Source organism: Comamonas kerstersii (assembly GCF_008801935.1).
Classification (GTDB): Bacteria; Pseudomonadota; Gammaproteobacteria; order Burkholderiales; family Burkholderiaceae_C; genus Comamonas; species Comamonas kerstersii.
Genome location: NZ_VZOT01000003.1, coordinates 149032 through 173505 on the forward strand (window position 1 = coordinate 149032; position 24474 = coordinate 173505).

Annotated in this window: 19 protein-coding genes; 12 read left to right on the top strand and 7 right to left on the bottom strand. The window is 59.2% G+C overall.

Features of this window, described 5'->3' with window-relative positions:
• Positions 1–199: 199 nt before the first annotated feature.
• Positions 200–1531 carry an isocitrate lyase gene (gene aceA / locus F7P80_RS05980; protein WP_151043402.1) on the top strand — a complete coding sequence of 444 codons (1332 nt, stop codon included), beginning with the start codon at positions 200–202 and terminating at the stop codon, positions 1529–1531.
• Positions 1532–2094: 563 nt separating this feature from the next.
• The gene (locus F7P80_RS05985; protein WP_249041395.1) at positions 2095–3498 is read left to right on the top strand and encodes an APC family permease; all 1404 of its coding nucleotides are present in this window, start codon (positions 2095–2097) and stop codon (positions 3496–3498) included.
• Between the two features lie 364 nt (positions 3499–3862).
• Here the strand turns inward: F7P80_RS05985 and F7P80_RS05990 are convergent, their stop codons facing one another.
• From F7P80_RS05990 to F7P80_RS06010, 5 genes are all read right to left on the bottom strand, one after another.
• A complete protein-coding gene (locus tag F7P80_RS05990) occupies positions 3863–4528 on the bottom strand; it encodes a methionine ABC transporter permease (RefSeq protein WP_054067222.1) in 666 nt (221 codons plus the stop codon).
• A 3-nt stretch (positions 4529–4531) separates the two neighbouring features.
• Positions 4532–5578, bottom strand: coding sequence for a methionine ABC transporter ATP-binding protein (locus F7P80_RS05995; protein ID WP_151043404.1), 1047 nt, complete (start codon positions 5576–5578; stop codon positions 4532–4534).
• A gap of 328 nt (positions 5579–5906) precedes the next feature.
• Positions 5907–6509 carry a hypothetical protein gene (locus tag F7P80_RS06000; protein ID WP_054067220.1) on the bottom strand — a complete coding sequence of 201 codons (603 nt, stop codon included), beginning with the start codon at positions 6507–6509 and terminating at the stop codon, positions 5907–5909.
• A 105-nt stretch (positions 6510–6614) separates the two neighbouring features.
• On the bottom strand, positions 6615–7568 hold the full coding sequence (locus tag F7P80_RS06005; protein WP_151043406.1) for an ion transporter: 954 nt from the start codon (positions 7566–7568) through the stop codon (positions 6615–6617).
• Positions 7569–7643: 75 nt separating this feature from the next.
• Positions 7644–8762 carry an HPP family protein gene (locus F7P80_RS06010; protein WP_077344634.1) on the bottom strand — a complete coding sequence of 373 codons (1119 nt, stop codon included), beginning with the start codon at positions 8760–8762 and terminating at the stop codon, positions 7644–7646.
• A gap of 218 nt (positions 8763–8980) precedes the next feature.
• Here F7P80_RS06010 and F7P80_RS06015 point away from each other — a divergent pair, with 218 nt between their 5' ends.
• Complete coding sequence (locus F7P80_RS06015; RefSeq protein ID WP_058880231.1) at positions 8981–9703, top strand: 3'-5' exonuclease; 723 nt, start codon at positions 8981–8983, stop codon at positions 9701–9703.
• A gap of 130 nt (positions 9704–9833) precedes the next feature.
• Positions 9834–11111 (top strand): O-acetylhomoserine aminocarboxypropyltransferase/cysteine synthase family protein, encoded by a 1278-nt coding sequence (locus F7P80_RS06020; RefSeq protein ID WP_151043408.1) that lies wholly within the window; start codon positions 9834–9836, stop codon positions 11109–11111.
• 124 nt (positions 11112–11235) lie between these two features.
• Here F7P80_RS06020 and F7P80_RS06025 read toward each other — a convergent pair whose 3' ends face one another.
• Both F7P80_RS06025 and F7P80_RS06030 read right to left on the bottom strand, forming a co-directional pair.
• Positions 11236–11844, bottom strand: a complete 609-nt coding sequence (locus F7P80_RS06025; RefSeq protein ID WP_151043410.1) for an OmpW/AlkL family protein — start codon at positions 11842–11844, stop codon at positions 11236–11238.
• A 278-nt stretch (positions 11845–12122) separates the two neighbouring features.
• The gene (locus F7P80_RS06030) at positions 12123–12986 is read right to left on the bottom strand and encodes a rhodanese-like domain-containing protein (protein WP_170265349.1); all 864 of its coding nucleotides are present in this window, start codon (positions 12984–12986) and stop codon (positions 12123–12125) included.
• A 184-nt stretch (positions 12987–13170) separates the two neighbouring features.
• Here F7P80_RS06030 and gcvT point away from each other — a divergent pair, with 184 nt between their 5' ends.
• The 8 genes from gcvT to F7P80_RS06070 all read left to right on the top strand — a co-directional run bounded on the left by gcvT (position 13171) and on the right by F7P80_RS06070 (position 24465).
• Complete coding sequence (gene gcvT / locus F7P80_RS06035) at positions 13171–14310, top strand: glycine cleavage system aminomethyltransferase GcvT (RefSeq protein WP_151043414.1); 1140 nt, start codon at positions 13171–13173, stop codon at positions 14308–14310.
• Positions 14311–14438: 128 nt separating this feature from the next.
• Positions 14439–14813: a glycine cleavage system protein GcvH gene (gene gcvH, locus F7P80_RS06040; protein ID WP_054067212.1), complete on the top strand. Its 375-nt coding sequence runs from the start codon at positions 14439–14441 to the stop codon at positions 14811–14813.
• Between the two features lie 129 nt (positions 14814–14942).
• A complete protein-coding gene (gene gcvP, locus F7P80_RS06045) occupies positions 14943–17813 on the top strand; it encodes an aminomethyl-transferring glycine dehydrogenase (protein WP_151043416.1) in 2871 nt (956 codons plus the stop codon).
• An 84-nt stretch (positions 17814–17897) separates the two neighbouring features.
• The gene (locus F7P80_RS06050) at positions 17898–20093 is read left to right on the top strand and encodes a PAS domain-containing hybrid sensor histidine kinase/response regulator (RefSeq protein WP_151043418.1); all 2196 of its coding nucleotides are present in this window, start codon (positions 17898–17900) and stop codon (positions 20091–20093) included.
• 50 nt (positions 20094–20143) lie between these two features.
• Positions 20144–20749: an RluA family pseudouridine synthase gene (locus F7P80_RS06055; protein ID WP_249041396.1), complete on the top strand. Its 606-nt coding sequence runs from the start codon at positions 20144–20146 to the stop codon at positions 20747–20749.
• A gap of 224 nt (positions 20750–20973) precedes the next feature.
• Entirely contained in the window at positions 20974–22098 is a 1125-nt protein-coding gene (locus F7P80_RS06060; RefSeq protein ID WP_058880232.1) for a branched-chain amino acid ABC transporter substrate-binding protein, read from the top strand.
• Positions 22099–22291: 193 nt separating this feature from the next.
• Positions 22292–23218 carry a high-affinity branched-chain amino acid ABC transporter permease LivH gene (livH, locus tag F7P80_RS06065; RefSeq protein WP_054067292.1) on the top strand — a complete coding sequence of 309 codons (927 nt, stop codon included), beginning with the start codon at positions 22292–22294 and terminating at the stop codon, positions 23216–23218.
• Complete coding sequence (locus F7P80_RS06070; protein WP_151043420.1) at positions 23218–24465, top strand: high-affinity branched-chain amino acid ABC transporter permease LivM; 1248 nt, start codon at positions 23218–23220, stop codon at positions 24463–24465. The genes livH and F7P80_RS06070 overlap by 1 nt, the downstream gene beginning before the upstream one ends.
• Positions 24466–24474: the final 9 nt, after the last annotated feature.

Here is a 24474-nt window from a genome sequence, read left to right on the forward strand (position 1 = left end):
TTCATTTCAGACTGAAGCATCTCAATTCACATTGAGAAATTTACTCGTAAAGCATTGATTTTTAAATGAAAAATATTTAGTCTTGTATAAGACATAAGATATTGCTCAAGTCTTCTATAAGACTTAAATTTATCTCCAAGCCGCACACAAAACGGCAGACAAGTTTTTCACTTTTGCTTGCCTTTGATTGGAGACTGAAATGCCTGAATCCCTGAACCACCAACTGAGCCGTGAACAGCAGATCGCCGCCCTGGAAAAAGACTGGGCCCAGAACCCTCGCTGGAAGGGCGTAAAGCGCGGCTACTCTGCCGCCGATGTGGTCCGTCTGCGTGGCAGCCTGCAGCCTGATTACACCCTGGCCAAGCGCGGTGCTGAAAAGCTGTGGGAAAAAATCAATGGCACTGCCAAGAAGGGCTATGTGAACGCCTTCGGTGCCATCACTGCAGGCCAGGCCATGCAGCAGGCAAAGGCAGGTCTGGAAGCCGTGTACCTGTCGGGCTGGCAAGTCGCTGCAGATGGCAACACCTCCGAGACCATGTACCCCGACCAGTCGCTGTACGCCTACGACTCGGTGCCTACCATGGTGCGCCGCATCAACAACACCTTCAAGCGTGCTGATGAAATCCAGTGGAGCCGTGGCATCAACCCTGGTGATGCGGAGTTCATCGACTACTTCCTGCCCATCGTGGCTGACGCAGAAGCCGGTTTCGGCGGCGTGCTCAATGCTTTCGAGCTGATGAAGAACATGATCGCCGCAGGCGCTTCGGGCGTGCACTTTGAAGACCAGCTGGCAGCCGTGAAGAAGTGTGGCCACATGGGCGGCAAGGTGCTGGTGCCTACCCAGGAAGCCATCGAAAAGCTGATCGCGGCCCGCTTTGCAGCGGACGTGATGGGTGTGTCCACCATCGTGCTGGCCCGTACCGATGCAGAAGCGGCCAACCTGATCACTTCGGACCACGATGCCAATGACAAGCCATTCCTGACTGGCGAGCGTACCCAGGAAGGTTTCTACCGTGTCAAGAACGGTCTGGAGCAGGCCATCAGCCGTGGCGTTGCCTACGCCCCCTACGCTGACCTGGTGTGGTGCGAAACCGGCACACCTGACCTGGGCTTTGCCCGTGAGTTCGCCCAGGCCGTGCACGCTGCCTGCCCCGGCAAGCTGCTGAGCTACAACTGCTCGCCCTCCTTCAACTGGAAGAAGAATCTGGACGACAAGACCATTGCCAAGTTCCAGGAAGAACTGTCCGCGCTGGGCTACAAGTTCCAGTTCATCACCCTGGCGGGCATTCACGTCAACTGGTTCAACACCTTCAAGTTCGCCCATGCATATGCTCGCGGCGAAGGCATGAAGCACTACGTGGAAATGGTGCAGGAGCCCGAATTCGCTGCCCGCGAGCAAGGCTATACCTTCGTGTCGCACCAGCAGGAAGTGGGCGCTGGTTACTTCGACGAAGTGACCACGGTCATCCAGGGCGGCACTTCCTCCGTGAAGGCGCTCGCTGGCTCCACCGAAGAAGAACAGTTCCACTGATCACCTCGTGTGCATGCACAGGCAGTGCATCCCGCACTGCCTCATCCGGTTCGTAGATGTGGCTTGATGCCCACGGTGAGTACCGTGGGCTTTTTTTCGCACGCCTGCGTTGCCTGCCCGTCAAGCTGCCACATGCTGCATCAGTGTGTGCAAACTTTGCAGATTCCCGGCATAGCCCTAGCCAGTTTCAGCTGCCTGCACATTTGTCCTGCAAGGCAGGGAGCAGGTGTGTAGAATCCCGCCCCAATCGCGCGCGCCAGCGCAAGGGCTCTCCACCGGGACTTGCAGGCACGTGCGACAACGACTTTCAGGCCCCGCTATGCACATGCATGTGTAGCGGGGTCTTTTACGTCGTAGAACGCAATTGGTGCGTGTGCGCAGCCTTGTGTTCGCACGCAATTGCATTCCATCAGAAAACAGGCCCTCGAAGGCCAGATTTATGCCTGACGACAGTAAACACATTTTTACCAATCAAGCGCTGTACCTGACGCAGCTGCCCGATCGCCCCAAGGCCAAACCACCAGAAATCTTCATCCCCTGATACCCCCCAAGAGGTAGAGAAATTGACCACCCATCGTGACACTCACGGAGTAGCAAAGCTCCAAAAGACACTTGTCCTCTGGCAAGTCATCATCATCGGCCTGGCCTATATCCAGCCCATGACGCTGTTAGATACGTTCGGCATGGTCTCCAGAGACAGTGTGCAGCACGTACCTACGTCTTATCTGATTGCATTGATCGCCGTGCTGCTGACATCGATCAGCTACGGCCACATGATTCGCAAGCACCCGTCATCGGGCTCCGCTTACACCTATGTGCAAAAGTCCATCCACCCCAACGCCGGGTTTATGGTGGGCTGGTCCTCGCTGCTGGACTATCTGTTGTCCCCCATGGTCAACATCCTGCTGGCGAACATCTACCTCACAGCGCTGTTCCCTGACGTCAACCACTGGGTCTGGATTGTCGCGCTGTCGCTGCTGATGGTTGGCATCAACCTGCGTGGCGTACGCTTTGTGGCGAACTTCAACAGCCTGATCGTGCTGCTGCAGGTACTGATCATTGGCATCTTCACCTGGATCATCTACAGCAAGCTGCTGGCGGGTGAAAACGCACTGGGCAAGATTGCCGAACAAAGTGCTGCCGATGGCCTGTGGAGCCTCTCTCCCTTCTGGAGCGCTAATACAGAAATCGCTGCCTTGATCACAGGCGCCACCATCTTGTGCTTCTCGTTCACCGGCTTTGACTCGCTGAGCTCGCTGGCTGAAGAGACCAAGGACACGAAAAAGACCCTGCCACGTGCGATTTTCCTGACCGCACTGATCTCCGGCATCATCTTCATCATCTCCACCTACTTCATGCAGCTGTACTTCCCGGGCAATCCCGAGCAGTACTTCGAGCTGGTCGATGAAACCCAGCCTGAAATTCTGCTACTGGTGGGCGGCGCCTTCTTCCAGTCTGTGGTGCTGAGCTTTGCCATCGTCACCGTGATGGCTTCGGGCATCTCTGCACACGCAGGTGTTTCGCGCCTGATGTATGTGATGGGCCGTGACGGCGTGCTGCCCAAGAAGTTCTTTGGCTATATCAGCCCCAAGAACTTCACCCCTGCCTACAACATCTGGCTGGCTGGCGTGATCTGTCTGACCGCTGGTTTCCTGAGCCTGGAGTTCGTGGTAGCACTGATTTCCTTCGGCGCACTGACTGCGTTCAGCTTTGTGAACCTGTCCGTGATCTGCAGCTACGGCTTCCGTGATGGCCGTCTGAAGAATGCCAAGGACATCCTGAACTACTTCATCGTTCCTCTGCTGGGCTTTATCTCCATTGGCGCGCTGTGGCTGGAAGTGGAAGACACATCGCTCAAGGCCGGCATTGCCTGGGCTGCCGTTGGCATTGTGTATCTGGCATGGATGACCAAGGGCTTCAAAAAGCCTGCGCCTCAATACCAGCACAACGAACACGACGAAGACTGAGCTTGTCTTCCCTGCTGTGTAGCACGCTAGTACGTGCACACAGCAGCTTGAATCGCCAACGCCTGTACGCGCTACTTGTGTACAGGCGTTTTTTGTTGCAGTAACCTCCGGCCAGCGCGATTGGGTGGTTCCGCACTCTGCTGCTCTCCACGTGCACTCGCGTACAGCAGCAATCGCTACAGAACGCAGCACAACACAGCGTTCAAACTCGCCCATTCAGACACGGCTCCACGCAGTGGCATGCTCCTCGCCTCTGCACAGACAGCACGCATAAAAAATGCCGCTCACTCAATTGCAGTGAACGGCATTTTCAGTTGCGCAGTGCCTGCAGGCAGGGATATGCCTGCGCTACAGCACCTCAGATTTATTTGTGGCTAATACGGCGGACGACCCAGTCACCCAGGCTTTGAATAGCCTGCACAAAGAAGATCAGAATGATCACCACAGCGAGCATGATGTCGGGCAGGAAACGCTGGTAGCCGTAGCGGATGCCCAGGTCCCCCAGGCCACCGCCACCGATGGCACCTGCCATGGCCGAGTAACCCGTCAGGCTCACCAGGCTGATGGTCAGGCCCGCAATGATGCCGGGCATGGCTTCGGGCAGCAGCACCTTCCAGACGATCTGGCTGGTCGTCGCGCCCATGGACTGGGCAGCTTCGATCAGGCCGTTGTCCACTTCACGCAGCGAGGTTTCCACCAGACGCGCAATAAAGGGCGCAGCCGCAATGGTCAGAGGCACCACAGCCGCCCAGGTGCCGATGGAGGAGCCTGTAATAAATCGCGTGAGCGGAATAATGGCCACCAGCAAGATGATGAAAGGCGTGGAGCGCACGGCATTGACCACCCAGCCCACGGAATTGTTCAGCGGTGCGTTTTCCAGCACGCCGCCCTTGTCCGTCAGACGCAGGAACACACCCATGGGAATGCCGATCAGCGCACCAATTACGCCGGAGACGCCCACCATGATCACCGTCTCCCAGAAGGAGTCGATGAACAGCTGAATCATCATTTCAGAAAAATTCTCAAACATCGCTTAAGCCTTTACTTCCACCACTTGCACGATCACGCCAGTCTGCTGCAGGTGCGTGATAGCTGCTTCAATCTTGGCGGCTTCGCCACTGGCATAGACCGCCAGTGAGCCAAAGGTCTGCTCCTGAATCTCGTCAATCTGACCGTGCAGGATGGACAGATCCAGCCCCAGCTCACGAATCAGGTGCGACAGGATAGGCTCATAGGCACTTTCACCCGCGTACGACAGGCGCAGCAACTTGCCCGTCTGCCCCGCAGGCAGCTTGGCAGCCAGTGCACGCACACGGTTGCCCACGCTCTCGGGCAGTTCCTGGGGCACGATTTCGTCGATCAGGCTCTTGGTGATGTCCTTCTGGGGCTTGGTGAACACATCGATCACCGGGCCCATTTCTGCAATTTCACCAGCGTCGATCACGGCCACACGGTCCGCAATCTGCTTGATCACCTGCATCTGGTGCGTAATCAAGACCACGGTCACGCCCAGCTCACGGTTGACCTTGCGCAGCAAATCCAGAATGGAACGGGTGGTTTCAGGGTCCAGCGCCGAAGTGGCCTCGTCACTGAGCAGCACCTTGGGGTTGGAAGCCAGTGCACGGGCAATGCCCACACGCTGCTTCTGGCCGCCAGAGATCTGCGCGGGGTAGCGATCGGCCAGATGCGACAGGCCCACCAGCTCCAGCAGCGGGTCAATGCGCTTTTTGATTTCGGCCTTGGACATGCCGGCCAGCTCCAGTGGCAGCGCGGCGTTGTCATAGACGGTGCGCGAAGACAGCAGATTGAAGTGCTGGAACACCATGCCAATTTGATGGCGGGCAGCGCGCAGCTGTGCATCGCTGAGCTGCATCAGGTCGCTGCCATCCACCATCATCTGGCCGGATGTGGGGCGATTGAGCAAGTTGATGCAGCGCACCAGCGAGCTTTTGCCCGCACCGGAGCGACCAATAATGCCGAAGATTTCGCCCTTTTCAACACGCAGGTTGATGTGCTTGAGCGCTTCGACCGGCCCCTTGGGGCCTTGGTAAGTCAGGGACAGATCCCGAATCTCGATCATGTGATTCGCTACCGCACGTAGCGCACAAAACTGGCGACGTGCTCTAGATATAGAAGATGTTGGAATGTAACGCGCCGAAATATCAAACCCCAAAGAATCAATATTCAAGTAATAAGATGCTTTGGTTATAACGTCGGCAAGCTAGGCGTAAACCCGCAATGATGCCTGATTTCAGTCCTTGCCGCGTGCAAAGCAGCGCTAAACCATGCCGCAGCCTCCTGGTAGCGTACGCTGCCGCTCTCAAAAGAAAAGCTGCTAGCGCTGAAACAACAAGGCTTTGCAAGATAAAACACTTGCAAAGCCTTTGTAGATCAGCGCAAGGCGCTACTTATTTATCGTAGTTCGGGGTGTAGGGCTTGTCGCCACCGAACATCTGCAACAGGCCTTGTGGCGCTTCCTTGTCTGTGCCCTTGTAGGCTTCGTAGACCAAACGCTTGAAAGCATCAGAAGCGCGGCTGCTGCGCTCACCGTTGTGCATCAGCTCCTCAATCACGCCGTCATCGGTATACAGGCGCACCCATGCATCCTTGCCAAAGGCCACGCGCTCGATGGTGTCCATGGGCACCACAAAGGCTGTCACACCGGGCAGATCTGAGCCCTGCTTGGCCAGAGAGCGCACGCGCAGCGGCGCATGGGGACGGGCATTGAACTCCAGCGACTCCACCTTGGCCTTGCCACCGCGTGTACCAACCAGCAAGATGGCACGGTTGGGCGTTTCACTGCTCCACTGCACGCCCAGCGTAGGGCAATGCGCCACCAGGCCACACTCCACTGCCTGCGGGGCAAAGCCAATGTCTGTCACACGCCGGGCGTTATCCACATTGACCTGTACCACGGCCTCCGTGCCGCCTTTTTTGTCTGCGCTGGCGCACCCTGCCAGTGCCAGCACCGCTGCCACTGCTCCCATTGCCTGCCACAACCGCTGCTTCATGTGTTTTACCTCGCCGATGGATCCAACAAAGCGCTGATCTTGCCATGAACGCCACTTGCTACGTGCAACACAAGGCCACATTCGTTCCCTCAAGGGGCACCACCCTCACTGGACCTGGCTGCTGTGCTCTGCTGCAGGCGCCTGCGGTTTGACACGCTGCGCCCCCGGCAAGACCAGCCGCGTGCCACAGCGGCGGCAGTAGCGCGCATCTTCCTCATGGCGCTCCAGCCCGCAGGTATCGCATGACACGCCTTTGAGCGCGGCCTTGGTGCCCACATTGCGTGACAGTTCCGCCCCCACAATACCCGTTGGTACAGCCAGCACGCCCCAGCCCAGCAGCATCATGGTGGAGCCGAAGATACGCCCCAGCGGAGTGGCAGGGGTTACGTCCCCATAGCCCACGGTGGTCACGGTCGAAATCGCCCAGTAAATGCCGATGGGCACGCTGGTAAAGCCGTGCTCCGGGCCTTCCAGCAAGTACATGAGCGTGCCCATGACATAGACGATCAGCGCCACCACACTCAGAAACACAAAAATCTTGCGCGCACTGGCCCGCAGCGCCTGTCCAAGCATCAGGTACTCGTTGAGAAAGCTGCGAAAAATCGGGAAGACGTGAAAGGTGCGCACCAGCCGCAACGCCCGCACCGCCACCAGCAGGTGCGCGTCGGGGAAAAAGATGCTCAGATAGGTGGGCACAATGGCCAGCAGGTCTACCAGCCCATAAAAGCTCAGCGCATAGCGCAAGGGATGGCGCACTGAAATCAGCCGCAGCACATACTCTGCCGTAAAGCCCAGCGTAAACACCCACTCCAGCGCACGCAGCAGGTAGTACAGCGGACGGTGGCTGACCACCGAGGGAATGCTGTGCGCAATCACCACGCACAGGCTCAGGATGATAGCCAGCGTCAACCTGCGCTCAAAGCGCTTGCCCATCTCGGTGTTCGTCTCAAACACCGTGCGGTAAATGCTCTGCCGCCAGCGCGCAACCGGCACCCCCAGTCGTTCTGAGGACGGGTAGTTGTCACGGAAGAAGTCAGAAATCGAAACGAGCAAGCGCATACAAGGTGTCCCGGAAGGCGAGCCCGGTTGGGCTCGCACAAGCAGGCGCCATTGTAGGAAGGGAAGGTGCTCTCGCTAGTGCAGCAACAGCCGCATGATGTCCGTGCGCGTGATCAGCCCCACCAGCCTCCCTTGGCGCAGCACCGCAACAAAGGGCACGGCATGCTCGGCCAGCACGGCCAGCAGCTGCGACACGGGGGTGCTGTCCTGCACGCACAGTGGCGCATCGGCCATCAGATCCGCGGCACAGGCCGTGGGCTGTGCAGGTTTCTTGCCCCACAGGCGCCAGACACGCTGCTGGCGGCGTTGCGCCACGTTCCCGCGCTGCTGCCACAGCCAGTCGAGCAGCGCACTGCGCGCCACCACGCCAAGCAGCTCGCCCTGCACGCCCACGACGGGCAGGCTTTTGATGGGATGTTGCTGAAACTTCGCCGCCAGGCTGTCCAACGACTCCAGGGGCGAGCACGTCCACATGGCCGTGGTCATCAGCTGCCCGCAATGCACGCTGCCAAAGCGCCGTGCGATGGCCTGCTCCTCCGCAGCCAGCACCAGCTGCTGCAGCTCCTGCGCCGTCAGGTTGTTGCTCTGGTCAAAGCGCGACAGCAGCGCCTGCAGGTCAGCTTCGGACAGCGCCTTGGTCGGCAGCTGCTGCATGCCCGCCGTGGACATCGCCACGGGCTGCAGTGGATAGCGCTTGCCACAGACACGGTGGTACACGATGGCCACCAGTACCAGGCACAGCGTCAGCACACCAATCGGCCAGAGGGCATAGGTCCAGCCATGGACGGTGCCGTGCTGCGCATCGAGTGCCCACAGCAGCGCCACGGCGCCTCCGGGCGGGTGCAGCGAGCGGGTGAGCTGCATCACCATGATGGCGCCGCCCACAGCCAGCGCCGGCGCCCAGTCCAGCGGCACACAACTGACCACCAGCCAGGTCCACAATCCGGCCACAGTGTTGCCCACCACGCAGGACCAGGGCTGTGCCAGCGGGCTCGTGTGCACGGCAAACAGCAGCACGGCACTGGCACCCAGCGGTGCGAACAGGTTCAGCCCGGCTGGTATCCCCAGCTGCTGGCACCCCCAGACCAGCAACGACGCCAGCGCCAGCCCCAGCATGCCGCCCAGACCGACACGCCACACGTCCTGGCGCGTCGCCGGAGCGACCGCAGGCTTCCAAGCTTTACGGAAATCCATGGTGTTAAGCACGCGCCACACGGCGCCACATCGTTGCGAGGGTCAGGCGTCACCCATGATGGACAAGCTGGCCCTCCCTGTTGGCGAAATTGCTGGCGCACTATAAAGAGGATCGCACTGCCCCTGTCTGGGGCATGGTCATGCCTGCCACCGGCGCCCCTCTTGGTACTTTGCGCTGCGCCGCCCTGAGGGCAACAGTTCAGGCACACTCCTGCACCATGCCCCGCATCAAGCCCCCCTCCAAAGAAGAAAGCCAGCTGCTTCCTCCCTACAACGCACTGCCCGACAGCGCCATTCATATTCCACAGACACCCCAGGCATTCGCCGAGGCCCGCGCCGTACTGCTGGCACAGCAGGCACTGGGGTTTGATACCGAAAGCAAGCCCCTTTTCCGGCCCGGGCAGGTCGACACCGGCCCCCACATCGTGCAGCTGGCAACGCCTGAGGCGGCATGGATTCTTCAGCTGCACCACACCGAAGCCCTGGCGCTAGCACAAGCAGTCATGGCGCACCCAGACATCATCAAAGTGGGCTTTGGCCTGGACAATGACAAATCCACCCTGCCGCATCGGCTGAGCGTTCCCTTGGTGAATGTGCTCGACCTGGACCGTGTCTTCAAGCGCTATGGCTACGGCTCCTCCACCGGGGTCCGCGCTGCCGTGGCGCTGGTGCTGGGTCAGAGCTTTCACAAGTCCAAGAAGCAATCGACCAGCAACTGGGCGCTGCGCCAGCTCAGCCCGGCACAGATTCGCTACGCCGCCAATGACGCGCATGCCCCCGCCATGGTCTATGCCGCTTTGCCCGCCTGGGAAAGCACACAGGCTGCCCCTGCCCCAAGCCGCCCCAGACGCCCCCGCCATGCTCCAGGCACAGCGGCAACTTCAGCCATGCAGCCATCGCCCAAGCAACAAAGCATGCAACACGTTTCCAGCACAGACTGATACTGCCTAAAAAGCTATCAGTTTTGCACTACATCAAGCAGGCATAAGCACATAGCTTTTGCTTGGTTGGCAGCGTCCGCTTTCTTTTTCACAATTATTGCGACGCTATCAACCACAGCAGGAGACAAACATGCGCATCGAAACACTGGCCGTGCACGCTGGATACAGCCCTGATCCCACCACCAAAGCCGTCGCCGTTCCTATCTACCAGACGGTGGCCTATGCCTTTGACAGCGCCCAGCACGGCGCGGATCTGTTTGACCTCAAAGTGCAGGGCAATATCTACACCCGCATCATGAACCCTACGACCGATGTGCTGGAAAAGCGCGTCGCAGCGCTGGAAGGCGGTATTGCGGCGCTGGCCGTGGCATCGGGCATGGCCGCCACCACCTACGCCATCCAGACCATTGCAGAGGCCGGCGACAACATCATCTCCGCCAGCACGCTCTACGGCGGCACCTACAACCTGTTTGCCCATACGTTCCCGCAGCAGGGCATTGAGGTGCGCTTTGCCGATCCGCGCGATCCAGCCAGCTTTGGCAAGCTCATCGATGCCAAGACCAAGGCGGTGTTTATTGAGTCCATCGGCAACCCGCTGGGCAATGTGACCGACATCCGCGCGCTGGCCGATGTGGCGCACGCCCACGGTGTGCCACTGATTGTGGACAACACCGTGCCCTCGCCCTACCTGCTACGCCCTATCGAATTTGGTGCTGACATCGTCGTGCACTCGCTCACCAAATACCTGGGCGGCCACGGCACCAGCGTCGGCGGCGCGATTGTGGACAGCGGCAAATTCCCCTGGGCAGCGCACAAGGAGCGCTTCAAGCGCCTGAACGAACCCGACGTCAGCTACCACGGCGTGGTCTATACCGAAGCCCTGGGCGAGGCAGCCTACATCGGCCGCGCCCGCGTGGTGCCGCTGCGCAATATGGGTGCGGCCATCTCGCCCCAGAATGCCTTCCAGATTCTGCAAGGCATTGAAACCCTGGCGCTGCGCATGGACCGCATCTGCGACAACGCCCAGAAGATTGCTGAAACCCTGCAACGCCATCCCAAGGTGGAATGGGTGCGCTACGCTGGTCTGAAAGACCACCCCGACCATGCCATCGTGCAAAAACAGTCTCAGGGCCGCGCTTCGGGCATTCTGTCCTTCAGCCTCAAGGCCGAGGATGCGCGCGCTGCCGGTGCCCGCTTCCTGGATGCACTGCAGCTGTTCACACGCCTGGTCAACATCGGCGATGCCAAATCGCTGGCCACCCACCCTGCCTCCACCACCCACCGCCAGCTCGACGCCGCAGAGCTGGCCAAGGCTGGCGTCACCGAAGGCATGGTGCGCCTATCCATCGGCATTGAGCACATCGACGATTTGCTGGCTGATCTGGAGCAGGCGCTGGATAAAGTCTGATCACCAGCCACGGCATCCACAAAAACCGTCCACCAATGTGGACGGTTTTTTTATTCTCCACAGGCAAAAAAAACCGCTGTGCCATACAGCACAGCGGTTTGAAAGCCCCTTGGAGGATGCCTGCTTAGAAGCGGTAGCCAACGCCAACGCCGATCAGTACGGGGTTCAGCTTGAGTTTGCCCATGTCAACAGCACCATTTCCAGCTGTCACCTTGGTGTCCATGTAGACCTTCTTCACGTCAAAGTTGAGCGACCAGTTCTTATCCAGCGCATAGTCGAAACCAACCTGCAGAGCACCGCCCCAACTGTGGTTTTTCACTTTCCAGCCAATACCTGCTGTGTCCTTTTGGCCAGAGAAACGGGTGTAGTTAATACCAGCGCCCACATAAGGCTTGAAAGCGCCAAAGTTGGTGAAGTGATATTGGGCTGTCAGCGTAGGAGGCAAAGCCTTCAGCCTACCGATCTTGGCATCACCCGCTTTCACATCCAGCTTCTGTGGGTAGGTCAGAATCAGTTCTGCAGCGATATTAGGTGTGAAGAAGTAAGTGATATCGACTTCAGGAATGGTCTTGTCCTTGACGCTCACACCCTGAGCATGCGCAGCGCCACCATTGTGGAAATCGATATTCACAGCACGTGCACGGATTTGCCACTTGCCATCTTGCTGCTGCGCCATTGCAGCACCGGAAGTCAACGCACACAGAGCGGCTACAGCCAGCAGAGTCTTTTTCATAATGGGTATTCAGTTAGTGAACCCGGGGACATCCCCCGTACAGCCATTGCATCACCGCGATGCACAGTGCCGTTTGCCTTAAGTCAAAAGTCAATCCCAGATATTTCAGAAATGACTGAAATGTCGCTCACACACAACAGCCAGTCAGTATCTGCTCACTACTTTGACAAGGCACTGCCCTGCATCATTCGTTGCTGAACGTAGCGCCGATGTAGGAACGGTGCGTAAGTAAGTGCCCTGTTGCAGCTCACCAACACACTTGCCACAGTTCAGCTTCCTCAAGGTTTTTCGTAATAGGGCTGAGCAGCCTCACTGAGCAAACTGGGCTGCAGGCTCATGACATAGGGCAAGCCCAGAAAATTGCGCCAGCCGCTCCAGTCCGCCTGCGTGATTTTTCCGTCATTGTCTGCGTCTACAGGCACAGATGGCTGCGCATACAACTGGGTTTTGCCGCTCGACTGCTTGAAGGCCTGCGCTTTTTTCTCTGTGCTCAGCACACGTCCTGTCTGCACATCTGTGGCCACCATGGGCGCCCCCACAAAGCCCTCCTTGATGACATAGACCGACCGATAGCCCTGCCCTGCAAGCTTGGGGTCTACAGACAGATCAGGCCGCGCCAGCAGGTTGGCGGCCTCTGCGGCACATGCGGCATTACGGCACAGCACTGCAATAGGCGCATCCTTATAGGGCAGCACATCCACCACGGCCTGCCAGAAATCCGCTGCACTCATGCGCACTTCACTGCCCGGCACCACGCCATAGCGGCATTCGCTGCCATCGTCCGACCGGATCTGGGCTTGCTCTGCACCACTGGGGTGAGGCTGGCACTGACGGTAAATGCGTGGATAAGGCACATGGAAGGCCCCTTCCGGATGGCCCATGCGATATTCCGTGGCATCGCGCACATCCAGCAAAGCCATGCGCTGCGAAGCAGGCAGCTGCGCACTCACATAGGCACGCGCGGCGCTGATGTCTGCGGCATAGTGACGTTCAGGCGCATAAAGCACAGTCGCCGCCGTCGTTGCGGTCTGCGTCTGCACTTTACCGCCATAGAAACCTTTGACATATGAGCAGCCAGAAGTCAGCAACGCTGCACCTAGGACGCCCATCAGGGTCGTCCACTTCAATGAGTGAGAGAGCATGGTGAATGGATCCAAACCAGAGCTGCATGCACACGCATGCCTCTGAACACAAAGACACGCATCATAGATGCGCGGCCTTGGCTGCCAAGCGTGGGGCTGGATAGCTTTCACACAACATTCAGCAGCGAGAAGCGATCGCCCGCCTAGAATGACTCGACACACCAGAACAGAGGATGACAAGCTTATGAGCAGTGTTTCCCCTTCCCCTGCCGAAGTTCGTACCACGCCCCTGCATGCTTTGCACCTGGCGCTGGGAGCCCGCATGGTGCAGTTCGCAGGCTACGACATGCCTGTGCAATATCCCCAGGGCCTGATAGCAGAGCACCGCCATACCCGCGAGCAGGTCAGTCTGTTTGATGTCTCGCACATGGGGCAAATCAGCGTCAGCGGCCCACAAGCCGCCACTGCGCTGGAGCAGGTACTGCCCATTGATGTGCTCGGCCTTGCCCCCCATCGCCAGCGCTATGCCCTGCTGCTCAATGAAAACGGCGGAATTCTGGACGATCTGATGCTCATCAACCGTGGTGATGACTATCTGCTTATCGTCAACGCCAGCCGCAAGCATGAGGACTTGGCCTGGCTGCAAAAGCACATTGGCCATTCCTGCCATATTCAGATGCTGCCTGACATGGCACTGGTGGCCCTGCAAGGACCACAGGCCGCTGCTGTTCTGCAGGCCATCCATCCAGCCGCCAGCACACTCAGCTTCATGCAAGGCGCACCCTTGCGCTTTCAGGGGGCTGTGGGCTACCTCACGCGCAGTGGCTATACCGGCGAAGATGGGTTTGAAATCGCTTTGCCGGCATCCCATATGGAAGCCTTTGCACGCTGGGCGCTGGCACAGCCACAGGTGCTGCCTGCCGGACTGGGCGCGCGTAATACGCTGCGGCTGGAAGCAGGGCTGTGCCTCTATGGCGCAGACATGGACAGCAGCACCACACCCTCGCAGGCAGGTCTGGCCTGGAGCATTCCCAAAGCACGCCGCACGGGGGGATTGCGCGAAGGCGGCTTCATCGGCGCAGATGTGGTGCTGCCACAACTCGCAGGCGACATCCCTCTCGACAAGATCCGCGTAGGCCTGCATGCCATGGAACGTGTACCTGTGCGCGACAGTACTGCCCTGCATATCCCTGATGGTGAGGCAATTGGCGTTGTCACCAGCGGCTCCATGGCACCCAGCCTGGATCGCCCTGTCGCCATGGGCTATCTGCCTCCGGCCTATACCGCATTTGGCACCCGCATCCATGCCATGGTGCGTGGCAAGCCCGTAACCATGGAAGTGGTTCCCCTGCCCTTTGTAGCGCCGCGCTACCGCAAAGGCTAGGCCTGCGCAATGGCAGATGTTTCCCGTCGTCCGTAGACCCATGCAGAAACCGCTACAGTGTCATTCATTCCGTACATGCGCTGTGCATGTGCTGGACTCATAGTTATTGCATACCGGAGTGAGCCGTCATGAGCATCAAATTTTCCAAAGAACACGAATGGATCAACGCCGCCAATCCTGAGGCCGCAGTGGTTGGCATCACCGTGCATGCACAGGATGCCCTGGGCGATGTAGTCTTTGTGGATCTGCCCGCTGTGGGCGCCACCTTCAACCAGGGCGAAGTCGCAGGTGTGGTCGAATCGGTCAAGGCTGCTGCTGACGTCTACATGCCTGTTTCCGGTGAGATTGTGGAAGTCAACGAAGCACTGCGTAATGACCCCGCACTGGCCAATACCGACCCGCTGAACACCGGTTGGTTCTTCAAAGTGAAACTCAGTGACCCCAGCCAGCTGGATGGTCTGATGGACGAAACTGCTTACGGCGACTTCGCAGCCAACAGCTAAAACCCTTCAAAACGCACCTTGCCCCGGCTGGTGCGTTTTTTTTCATCCCCGGTTCTCTCGCGTTTTGGATAGCAGCCTGCGGCACTGCCTGCTGCGCTGCCAATGCATTTGGCTTATGGAGGTTGGATGATGAATCAGCGACTGCAAGCCCCCTTGTCACAATGGGACACGCACACCGACTTTGCCGCACGACACATCGGCCCAGCTGCAGCCGATGAAGCACATATGCTTCAAGTCATTGGCCAATCATCACGCCACGCGCTGATGCAGGCCGTCGTCCCCGCCAGCATCGCCCTGCAACACCCCATGGACTTGCCGCCAGCTGCCACTGAGGCCGAAGCGCTGCAGGAACTCAAATCCATTGCCTGTCGCAACCGCATCCTCAAGAGCTTTATCGGCCAGGGCTATTACGGCACGCACACGCCAGGCGTCATTCAGCGCAACATTCTGGAGAATCCGGCCTGGTACACGGCCTACACCCCGTATCAGGCAGAAATTTCGCAAGGCCGTCTGGAAGCCTTGCTGAACTTTCAGACCATGGTGTGTGACCTCACTGCCATGCCCATTGCCAATGCGTCCATGCTGGACGAAGCCACCGCCGCAGCCGAAGCCATGGCTCTGGCCCAGCGCAGCGCCCGCAGCCAGAGCACCGTGTTCGTGGTGCATCCTGACGTTCACCCTCAAACGCTGGAAGTGCTGCGCACCCGCGCCGCCCCCATGGGCTGGCAGATCTGCGTCCCAGACACCCATGAGGCATTTTTCACCGCACTGCAAACGCCGCACTTTGGGGCGCTGGTGCAATACCCCAGCAGTACAGGCGCCATCCATGACTGGCAGGAAGCGGCCAGCTTGTGCCATGCACAGCAAGCCCTGCTGGTAGTGGCTGCCGATCTGCTGGCACTGACCCTGCTCACACCGCCCGGCGAATGGGGGGCAGACATTGTGGTGGGCAGCAGCCAGCGCTTTGGCATGCCCATGGGCGCAGGAGGCCCGCATGCAGCCTTCATGGCCTGTCAGGATACCTACAAGCGCTCACTGCCCGGACGGCTGGTGGGCGTCAGCCTGGATGCAGAAGGTGCACCTGCTTTGCGACTGGCACTGCAGACCCGTGAGCAGCACATCCGCCGCGAAAAAGCCACTTCCAACATCTGCACCGCCCAGGTGCTGCCTGCCGTGGTCGCCAGCATGTACGCGGTCTACCATGGCCCGGACGGCCTGCGTGCCATGGCCCAGCGCATTGCCAGTCTGACCGCTGCTCTGGCACTGGGGCTGGAGGCACTGGGTCATCGCCTGGTGCATGACACGGCCTTCGACACCATCACCATTTCGGTCCCCGGTCATGCATTAAATATAGCTACTCGCGCAGTATTGACGGGCGTTAACCTGCGAAAAGTCTCTGAATCTGAACTCGGCATTTCGCTGGACGAGACCAGCACTGCCGCCGATGTGGCGCTGCTGCTGCGCCTCTTCGGCAGCCCATCTGCACCGGCTGTTGACACCCACACCGCTGCGCGCATTCCTGCGTCTTTGCAGCGCAGCAGCACCTATCTGAACCATCCGGTCTTTCACCGCTACCGCAGCGAGACAGCCATGCTGCGCTACATCCGCAGTCTGGCCGACAAAGACCTGGCGCTGGATCGCTGCATGATTCCGCTCGGCTCCTGCACCATGAAGCTCAATGCCACCAGCGAGATGCTTCCCATCACCTGGCCGGAATTTGCGCACATTCACCCCTTTGCACCTGCGGACCAGCAGCAAGGCTATGCCCTGCTCGACCAGCAATTGCGCCAGTGGCTGTGCAGCATCACAGGCTATGCGGACGTGAGTTTGCAGCCCAATGCGGGCTCACAGGGCGAATATGCTGGCCTGCTCGCCATCCGTGCCTGGCATGCAGCCCGTGGTGACAGCCAGCGTACGGTCTGTCTGATACCCGCCAGCGCCCATGGCACCAACCCTGCCAGCGCGCAGATGTGCGGCATGCGTGTGGTGGTCGTTGCCTGCGATGCCCATGGCAATATCGACATGGCAGACCTGCAGGCCAAGTGCGAAGCGCACAGCCACGAACTGGCCTGCATCATGGTGACCTACCCAAGCACGCACGGTGTGTTTGAAGACAGCATTCGTGCACTGTGCGAAGTCGTGCACCAGCACGGTGGCCGCGTGTATGTAGATGGTGCCAATATGAACGCCCTGGTCGGCCTTGCTGCCCCTGGCGCTTTTGGCGGTGATGTCAGTCACCTCAATCTGCACAAGACGTTTTGCATTCCACACGGCGGCGGCGGACCGGGCGTGGGCCCTGTCTGCGTGGTGCAGGATCTGGCACCCTTCCTACCTGGCCATGCCACGGCTGGACGGCCCGCAACGGTGGGGGCGGTATCGGCTGCCCCCTATGGCAATGCCAGCGTGCTGCCCATCAGCTGGATGTACATCCGCATGATGGGTGCAGCTGGCCTGCGCCACGCCACAGAGGCTGCCATTCTGAATGCCAACTACATCAGCACCCGCCTGAAGGCACACTATTCCACGCTCTACACCGGCCCCGATGGACTGGTCGCCCATGAATGCATTCTGGACCTGCGCCCTCTCAAGGACAGCAGTGGTGTGACAGCGGAAGACGTGGCCAAGCGCCTGATCGACTACGGTTTCCATGCCCCCACACTCTCCTTCCCGGTGCCGGGCACCCTGATGGTGGAGCCTACAGAAAGTGAACCCCTGCAAGAGCTGGACCGTTTCATCGACGCCATGATTGCCATCCGTGAAGAAATCAGGCGCATTGAAAGCGGTGCATGGCCGCGTGAGGACAATCCGCTGAAAAATGCCCCGCACACTGCCGCACAACTGCTGCGCGAGCACTGGCTACACCCCTACAGCCGCGCAGAGGCCGCTGCGCAAAGCCAGCTGGCCCACAAATACTGGCCCCCTGTGGCACGCATTGACAATGTGCATGGAGACCGCAACCTCCTTTGTACCTGCCCGATGCCCGATGCTTACCTGAGTTGAGCCCACAAGCTTACGAGTCCCTTTTGTGGCCTTGAAGGTCAAGCGCTTACACTGCGCCCTTGCTCCGGCCTTGCGCTGTTTCCTATGAGCCGCCCAGACCTCTCCTTTCTCATCAATCGCGAAGACCCCTCCTCGCAATCCGGCGACACCTCTGACCTGGAGAGGCTGTCGCTGGATGGTCTGCCTGACTTCGACATCCCAGACAGACTGCCTGATGACGATCCCGTTGCTGCACTGATTGCTGAGCTGCGCAATTACCAGAACGAGCTGGAAATCCAGAACAAGGTGCTGGACTACAGCCAGGCCGTGGCAGAAAGTGCCTCTGAGCGTTTTGAAGCACTATTCTCCAGCGTACCTTTGCCGCTGCTGGTGCTCGATAAGCATGACATGGTCATCCAGGCCAATGCCATGGCACACAATGCCTTCCAGGCCGAGGGCCATGACAGGCTGCTGGTGTCCTTCATGCCCTATGTCTGCCCTACAGATGTAGGCCGCGTCACCCAGGCCTTTGAAGCAGCGCGGCTCGAGGGCAGCAGTGAAGCGCATGCCGTCATCTTCACTTTAGGCAATGGCAAACAGATTCAGGGCGATCTGCACATCGCCTGCATCCAGATTCCGCAGCGCGATGGCCCTTCGATCGCGCAGTTCATGTGCGCTCTGGTGGACCAGAGCCCTTTGCTGGCCGAGCGCCAGCAGCTGCTGCATCGCAATGAACAGCTGCATGCCAGTGAGCGCCGGCTTGAGTCCGTCATCAACTCGTCACTGGACGCCATCATCTGTGTAGACCAGGACCACCGCATTACGGTGTTCAACCCGTCAGCTGCCACCTTGTTCCTTTGCCCGGCTACCGATGCCCTGGGCAGCAAACTGGATCGCTTTCTTCCCGAGGCCATGCATGCGCTGGATCTGGCGCCGCTGACCACCCAGGTCACACTCGGAGAAATGTCTGCATTGACTGCCACAGGCAACAGTGTGCCTGTGGAAGTGAGCCTGTCCTTTGACCGTCTGCCTGATGGCGAGATCATCACGGTCTTTGCCCGCGACCTGACCAGCCACAAGCGTGCCGAGGCGCAGCGCAACGAGCTAGAGCTGCAGCTGCGCGAATCCCACAAGATGCAGGCGCTGGGCACCATGGCTGGCGGCATTGCCCACGACTTCAACAACATCGTTGGTGCCATTCTCGGTAACGTCGAGCTGGCCAAGGCCGATTGCGGCCACAACCCGCAGGCACTGGAAAGTCTGCTGGAAATTGAAAAGGCCGGCCGCCGTGCCCGTGATCTGGTGCGTCAGATTCTGACCTTCAGCCGCAATGAACCTCCCAAGCGCTACCCTATAGATGCCAGCGAAGTCATGCGAGACACAGAGCGGCTGTTGCGTGTGACCCTGCCTCCAGCGATTGAGCTGCAGGTCGACGCTACACCTGACCTCCCTTGCATGCTGGCAGACCCCACCCAGGTGGAACAGGCCATCTTCAATCTGGCCACCAATGCCGTGCATGCACTGGGTGAAAACCGTGGACTGATTCAGCTGCAAGCCAGCCTGAGCCTGTCGGAGCAACGCCTGTGCGACCGCCTTGGTCTGCCACTGGGCGACTACATCGTCATCTCCGTGCGAGACAACGGCCCGGGCATAGCACCTGAAACATTGCAGCGCATTTTTGAGCCCTTCTTCACCACCAAGCCCGTGGGCCAGGGCACGGGCTTGGGCCTTGCTGTAGTGCACGGTGTCATGCGCACCCATGGCGGTGCCGTTGATGTCAACAGCCGACTGGGGCAGGGCAGCACATTTACGCTGTACTTTCCAGTATCAGCCCAGGACAGCACATCCAAACGTACGACCAGCGCGCATGCCAGCAAACAGTCGGTATGCGCTGTGCCAGCAATACAGGCAGCCGCAGAGCCAGACCTGCGCAAGCATGTCATGTATGTGGATGATGACCAGGCGCTCGTGTCGCTGGTTCAGCGATTGCTGCGCCGCCGGGGCTATCAGGTCACTGGCTTTCTGGATCCCAGAGAAGCCACAGAAGCCCTGCGCAAAGATCCTTTTGCGTACGACCTGGTCGTCACTGACTACAACATGCCGGGCTACTGCGGCGTAGATCTGGTGCGGGATACCAAGACCATTCGCTCCGACCTGCCTGTTGCACTGGCTTCTGGCTACATCACAACTGAAATTGAGGCGCAGGCCATTGCTGCCGGTGCGCTCGCACTGATCTACAAGCCCAATGATGTGGACGAGCTTTGCGAAACCGTGGACCGCCTCATCCGACCTGGTGCCTGAAAACTTTGCTAACGACAATTCGCCCTTCTTGCCTCTATGAGGATGAGCACTTGCTCGTCCTGGACAAACCCGCAGGTCTGCTCTCCGTGCCCGGCCGTGGCCCTGACAAACAAGACTGCCTGATCCACCGCGCTGTGCTCCACTGGCCGGACGCACTGGTCGTACACCGCCTGGACATGGCCACCTCTGGCCTGCTCATCTTTGCCCGCAACAAGGAAGTACAGCGCCTGCTGGGCGATGCCTTTGCCGCACGCACCATCCATAAGCGCTACACCGCCATCGTGCATGGCACCGTGCTCACCCCGGATTGGTGCATGGTGGATGCGCCCCTGATCTGTGACTGGGAGCGCCGTCCGCTGCAAATCGTCGATCACAGCATCGGCAAGGCCAGCCAGACCCGTTATCTGCGCCATCCCAGTCAGGATGGTGTGCCTGCTGGCTGTACCAGGCTGTGGCTGGAGCCCATCACTGGCCGCTCCCATCAACTGCGGGTGCACATGAGCCACATCGGCCACCCCATGCTGGGGGATGCACTGTATGCCCCAGCACCTGTTGCACAGATGTCCGATCGCCTGTGTCTGCACGCCACCGTGCTGGAGTTTCCACACCCCGTTACGGGGCAGAAGCTGTACATCGAAAGCCCTGCGCCATTTTGAACAGCCTGTGCGCAGGAGCGAGCGCACACAATTTTTCTGCATGCAGCTTGAGAATGCACAGCTTCCGCTCATTTTTTTCTGCAACGCAGCATCCGGTAGATAGAAACCCGATTGCACCATTCGAGGGCGCCATCATAAGCTTGTCCCGTCAGTAACAGGCATGCAATTTGCAGATCATTTTTCAACAAATGCTTGGTTTCCAACTTACGAGAGGACATTCGATGATGCGTGCTTCACTCCGTTTAAAAACTGTCGTTGCCACTTTGGGCCTGCTGGGGGCCACTGTGGGTATCCAGGCTCACGCAGAGAACATCAAGTTCGCCATGGTCATCCCTGCTACGGGTCCACTGACCCAGTATGGTGACATGGTCAAGGAAGGCGTTTTCACTGCTGTGGAGCAGATCAATGCCGCAGGCGGCATCAATGGCAAAACCATTGAAGTGGTGACTGTTGATGATGCCTGCGAACCCAAGCAGGGTCCAGTAGCGGCCAACCGCGTGGTCAATAGCAAGATTGGCTACATGATTGGTCCCGTGTGCTCCGGTGCGGCCATTGCTGCGGCCCCCATTTATGACAACGAAGGCGTCGTCGTCATCACCCCTTCTGCCACCTCCCCGGCGCTGACGGAAGGCAAGAACTTCCACTACATCTTCCGCACCATCGGCCGCGATGACCAGCAAGGCCCATCGGCCGCCAAGTTCATCATTGAAACAGCCAAGCCCAGCAAGGTGGCCGTGCTGCACGACAAACAGTCCTACGGCCAGGGCATCGCTTCTTCCGTACGTGATGAGCTGAAAAAAGCCAATGTAGAAGTGGCGCTGTTCGAAGGTATCAATGCCGGTGACAGCGACTACTCGGCCATCATCACCAAGCTCAAGAGCGCAGGCGTGGACTTTGTCTACTACGGTGGCTACCACCCTGAAATGGGGCTGCTGCTGCGCCAGGCTGCCGAACAAGGCCTGAAAGTGCGCATGATGGGCCCTGAAGGCGTGGGCAACCCCGAGGTGAACGCCATTGCAGGCAATGCGGTGGAAGGCATGCTGGTGACGCTGCCCGCAGACTTTTCCAGCAATCCGCAAAATGCAGCCATCGTCAAGGCATTCCAGGACAAGCAACGCAACCCCTCCGGTGCTTTCCAGCTGACCTCGTACGCCGCAGCGCAGGCACTGGCTGATGGCATCAAGGCCGTAGGCAACGACCCCAAGAAGGTGGCTGACTACCTGCACCAGGCCAAGATTGACACCGTCATCGGCCCCGTCTCATGGAACAAGCAAGGAGACCTGACCTCCTTCGACTTCCAGGTCTTCGAGTGGCACAAGGACGGCAGCAAGACCCCTGCGACCAAGTAATTGCCCGTCTGAGCCCACAGCGCTTTTCCAAACTGCACATGTGCCCATCCGGACTCTGAGAGATACGGCAGAAACCCAGGCTGTAGCAACAGCGGGGTTGGCCGCATGGCTCCAGACCAGCGTGTGCAGCTTCCAGCCAGGCCTGTGGGCTTTTCAGTTCAACGCCTGCTTCGCTTGCAAGGGCCTCGCGCACATGAACGATTTTCTTCCCCAGCTGATACAGCAGCTCTTCAATGGTCTCTCGCTGGGAGCCATTTACGCCCTGATCGCCATTGGCTACACCATGGTCTACGGCATCATCGGCATGATCAATTTTGCGCACGGTGACATCTACATGATTGGTGCCTATGTCGGGCTGGTCACGCTCTCGGCCGTCGGCATTCAGGGCACGGTTCCCATCTGGATGGTCATTGGCCTGATGCTAATCGTGGCTGTGATCATCACCGGCATCTATGGCTTTGCCGTGGAACAGGTGGCCTACAAGCCCGTGCGCAACAGCCCGCGCTTGGTGGCTTTGATTTCCGCCATCGGTATGTCCATCTTCCTGCAGAACTGGGTCGCCCTGGGCCAGGGGGCTCGCGACATGGCGGTCCCCTCTCTGCTGCCAGGGGCTTTTCAGATAGAGATGTCCGGAGGCTTTGAAGTCTTTGTGCCCTACACCCGCGTACTGATCATTGCCGTGGTGGTAGTGCTGATGCTGCTGCTGACGCTCTACATCAAGCACTCACGCATGGGCCGCGCCTCACGCGCCTGCTCGCAGGACATGCACATGGCCAGCCTGCTGGGCATCAACACCAACCGCGTGATCTCTTTCACCTTCATCCTGGGGGCCATGCTGGCCGCAGTTGGCGGTGTGCTGATTGCGCTGGCCGTAGGCAAGCTCAATCCCTTCATCGGCTTTATCGCGGGCATCAAGGCCTTCACGGCGGCTGTGCTCGGCGGCATTGGCAGCATTCCCGGTGCCATGCTCGGTGGCGTCATCCTGGGCATTGCCGAAACCCTGGCGGCTGCCTATATCTCCTCGGAGTACAAAGACATTGTGGCGTTCAGCCTGCTGGTGCTGATCCTGCTGTTCCGCCCCACAGGTCTGCTGGGCAAACCTGAAGTGGAGAAAGTCTGATGAAGCGGCTCCTCCTGAACCTCGGCCCTGCCCTGATGGCCGCCGTAGTCACCGCCTTGCTGGTCACCCCCATTTTTGGTCTGCAGCTGCAGCGCGTAGGCGGGCAAATGCGGCTGGACCCGCACTGGAACTACGTGCTCTGGGCCACCTTGATTGTGTTTGTGGTGCAAATCTGCAAGCCCGCACTCAAAGGTGCTGCCAAAGGCATACGCCTGCCTTCCATCCCCAGTCTGCCCGCCAAGCTGCATAACGCACTGATCTTTGCAGCCTTGCTGCTGGCCATCAGCTGGCCTTTTTTTGCAGGTCGCAATGCCATCGACATTGCCACGCTGGCCATGATTTACGTCATGCTGGGTCTGGGGCTGAACATTGTGGTGGGCTTTGCAGGCCTGCTGGATCTGGGCTTTGTGGGCTTTTACGCCGTAGGTGCCTACACCTACGCCCTGCTCTTTCACTGGGCGGGCTGGAGCTTCTGGGAATCGCTGCCGCTGGCCGGGGCTGCTGCGGCGCTGTTTGGCTTTTTGCTGGGCTTTCCCGTACTGCGTCTGCGCGGTGACTATCTGGCCATTGTGACGCTGGGCTTTGGCGAAATCATTCGTCTGCTGCTGATCAACCTGAACGACTGGACGGGCGGCCCAGATGGCATCTCCGGCATCCCCAAGCCCACTGTCTTTGGCTATGAGATGACACGCAATCCCACGGTAGAAGGTGGCACGACTTTCCACCAGCTCATGGGCTGGGAGTTCAGCTCGGTGCACATGGTCATCTTTCTGTATCTGATGGCGCTAATGCTGGCGGTCATCACCCTGTGGGTGTCCAACCGCCTGATACGCATGCCCATTGGCCGCGCCTGGGAGGCCTTGCGCGAAGATGAAATCGCCTGCCGCTCCCTGGGCCTGAGCCCCATGCGCATCAAGCTCTCAGCCTTCACGCTGGGCGCCATGTTTGCCGGCTTTGGCGGCGCCTTCTTTGCTGCACGCCAGGGCATTGTGAACCCAGAGTCCTTCACCTTCATTGAGTCGGCCCTGATTCTGGCCATCGTGGTGCTGGGCGGCATGGGTTCTCAGTTGGGTGTGATCGTGGCTGCGATCCTGATTACCGTGCTGCCAGAGCTGGCGCGCGAGTTTTCGGAATACCGCATGCTGATCTTTGGTCTGGTCATGATTTTGATGATGGTCTGGCGTCCGCAGGGCCTGTTCCCTGTGACACGCCCCCACGTGGAAGTGCCGCAAAAAGCAGGCAGCTGAGCCCGTCCC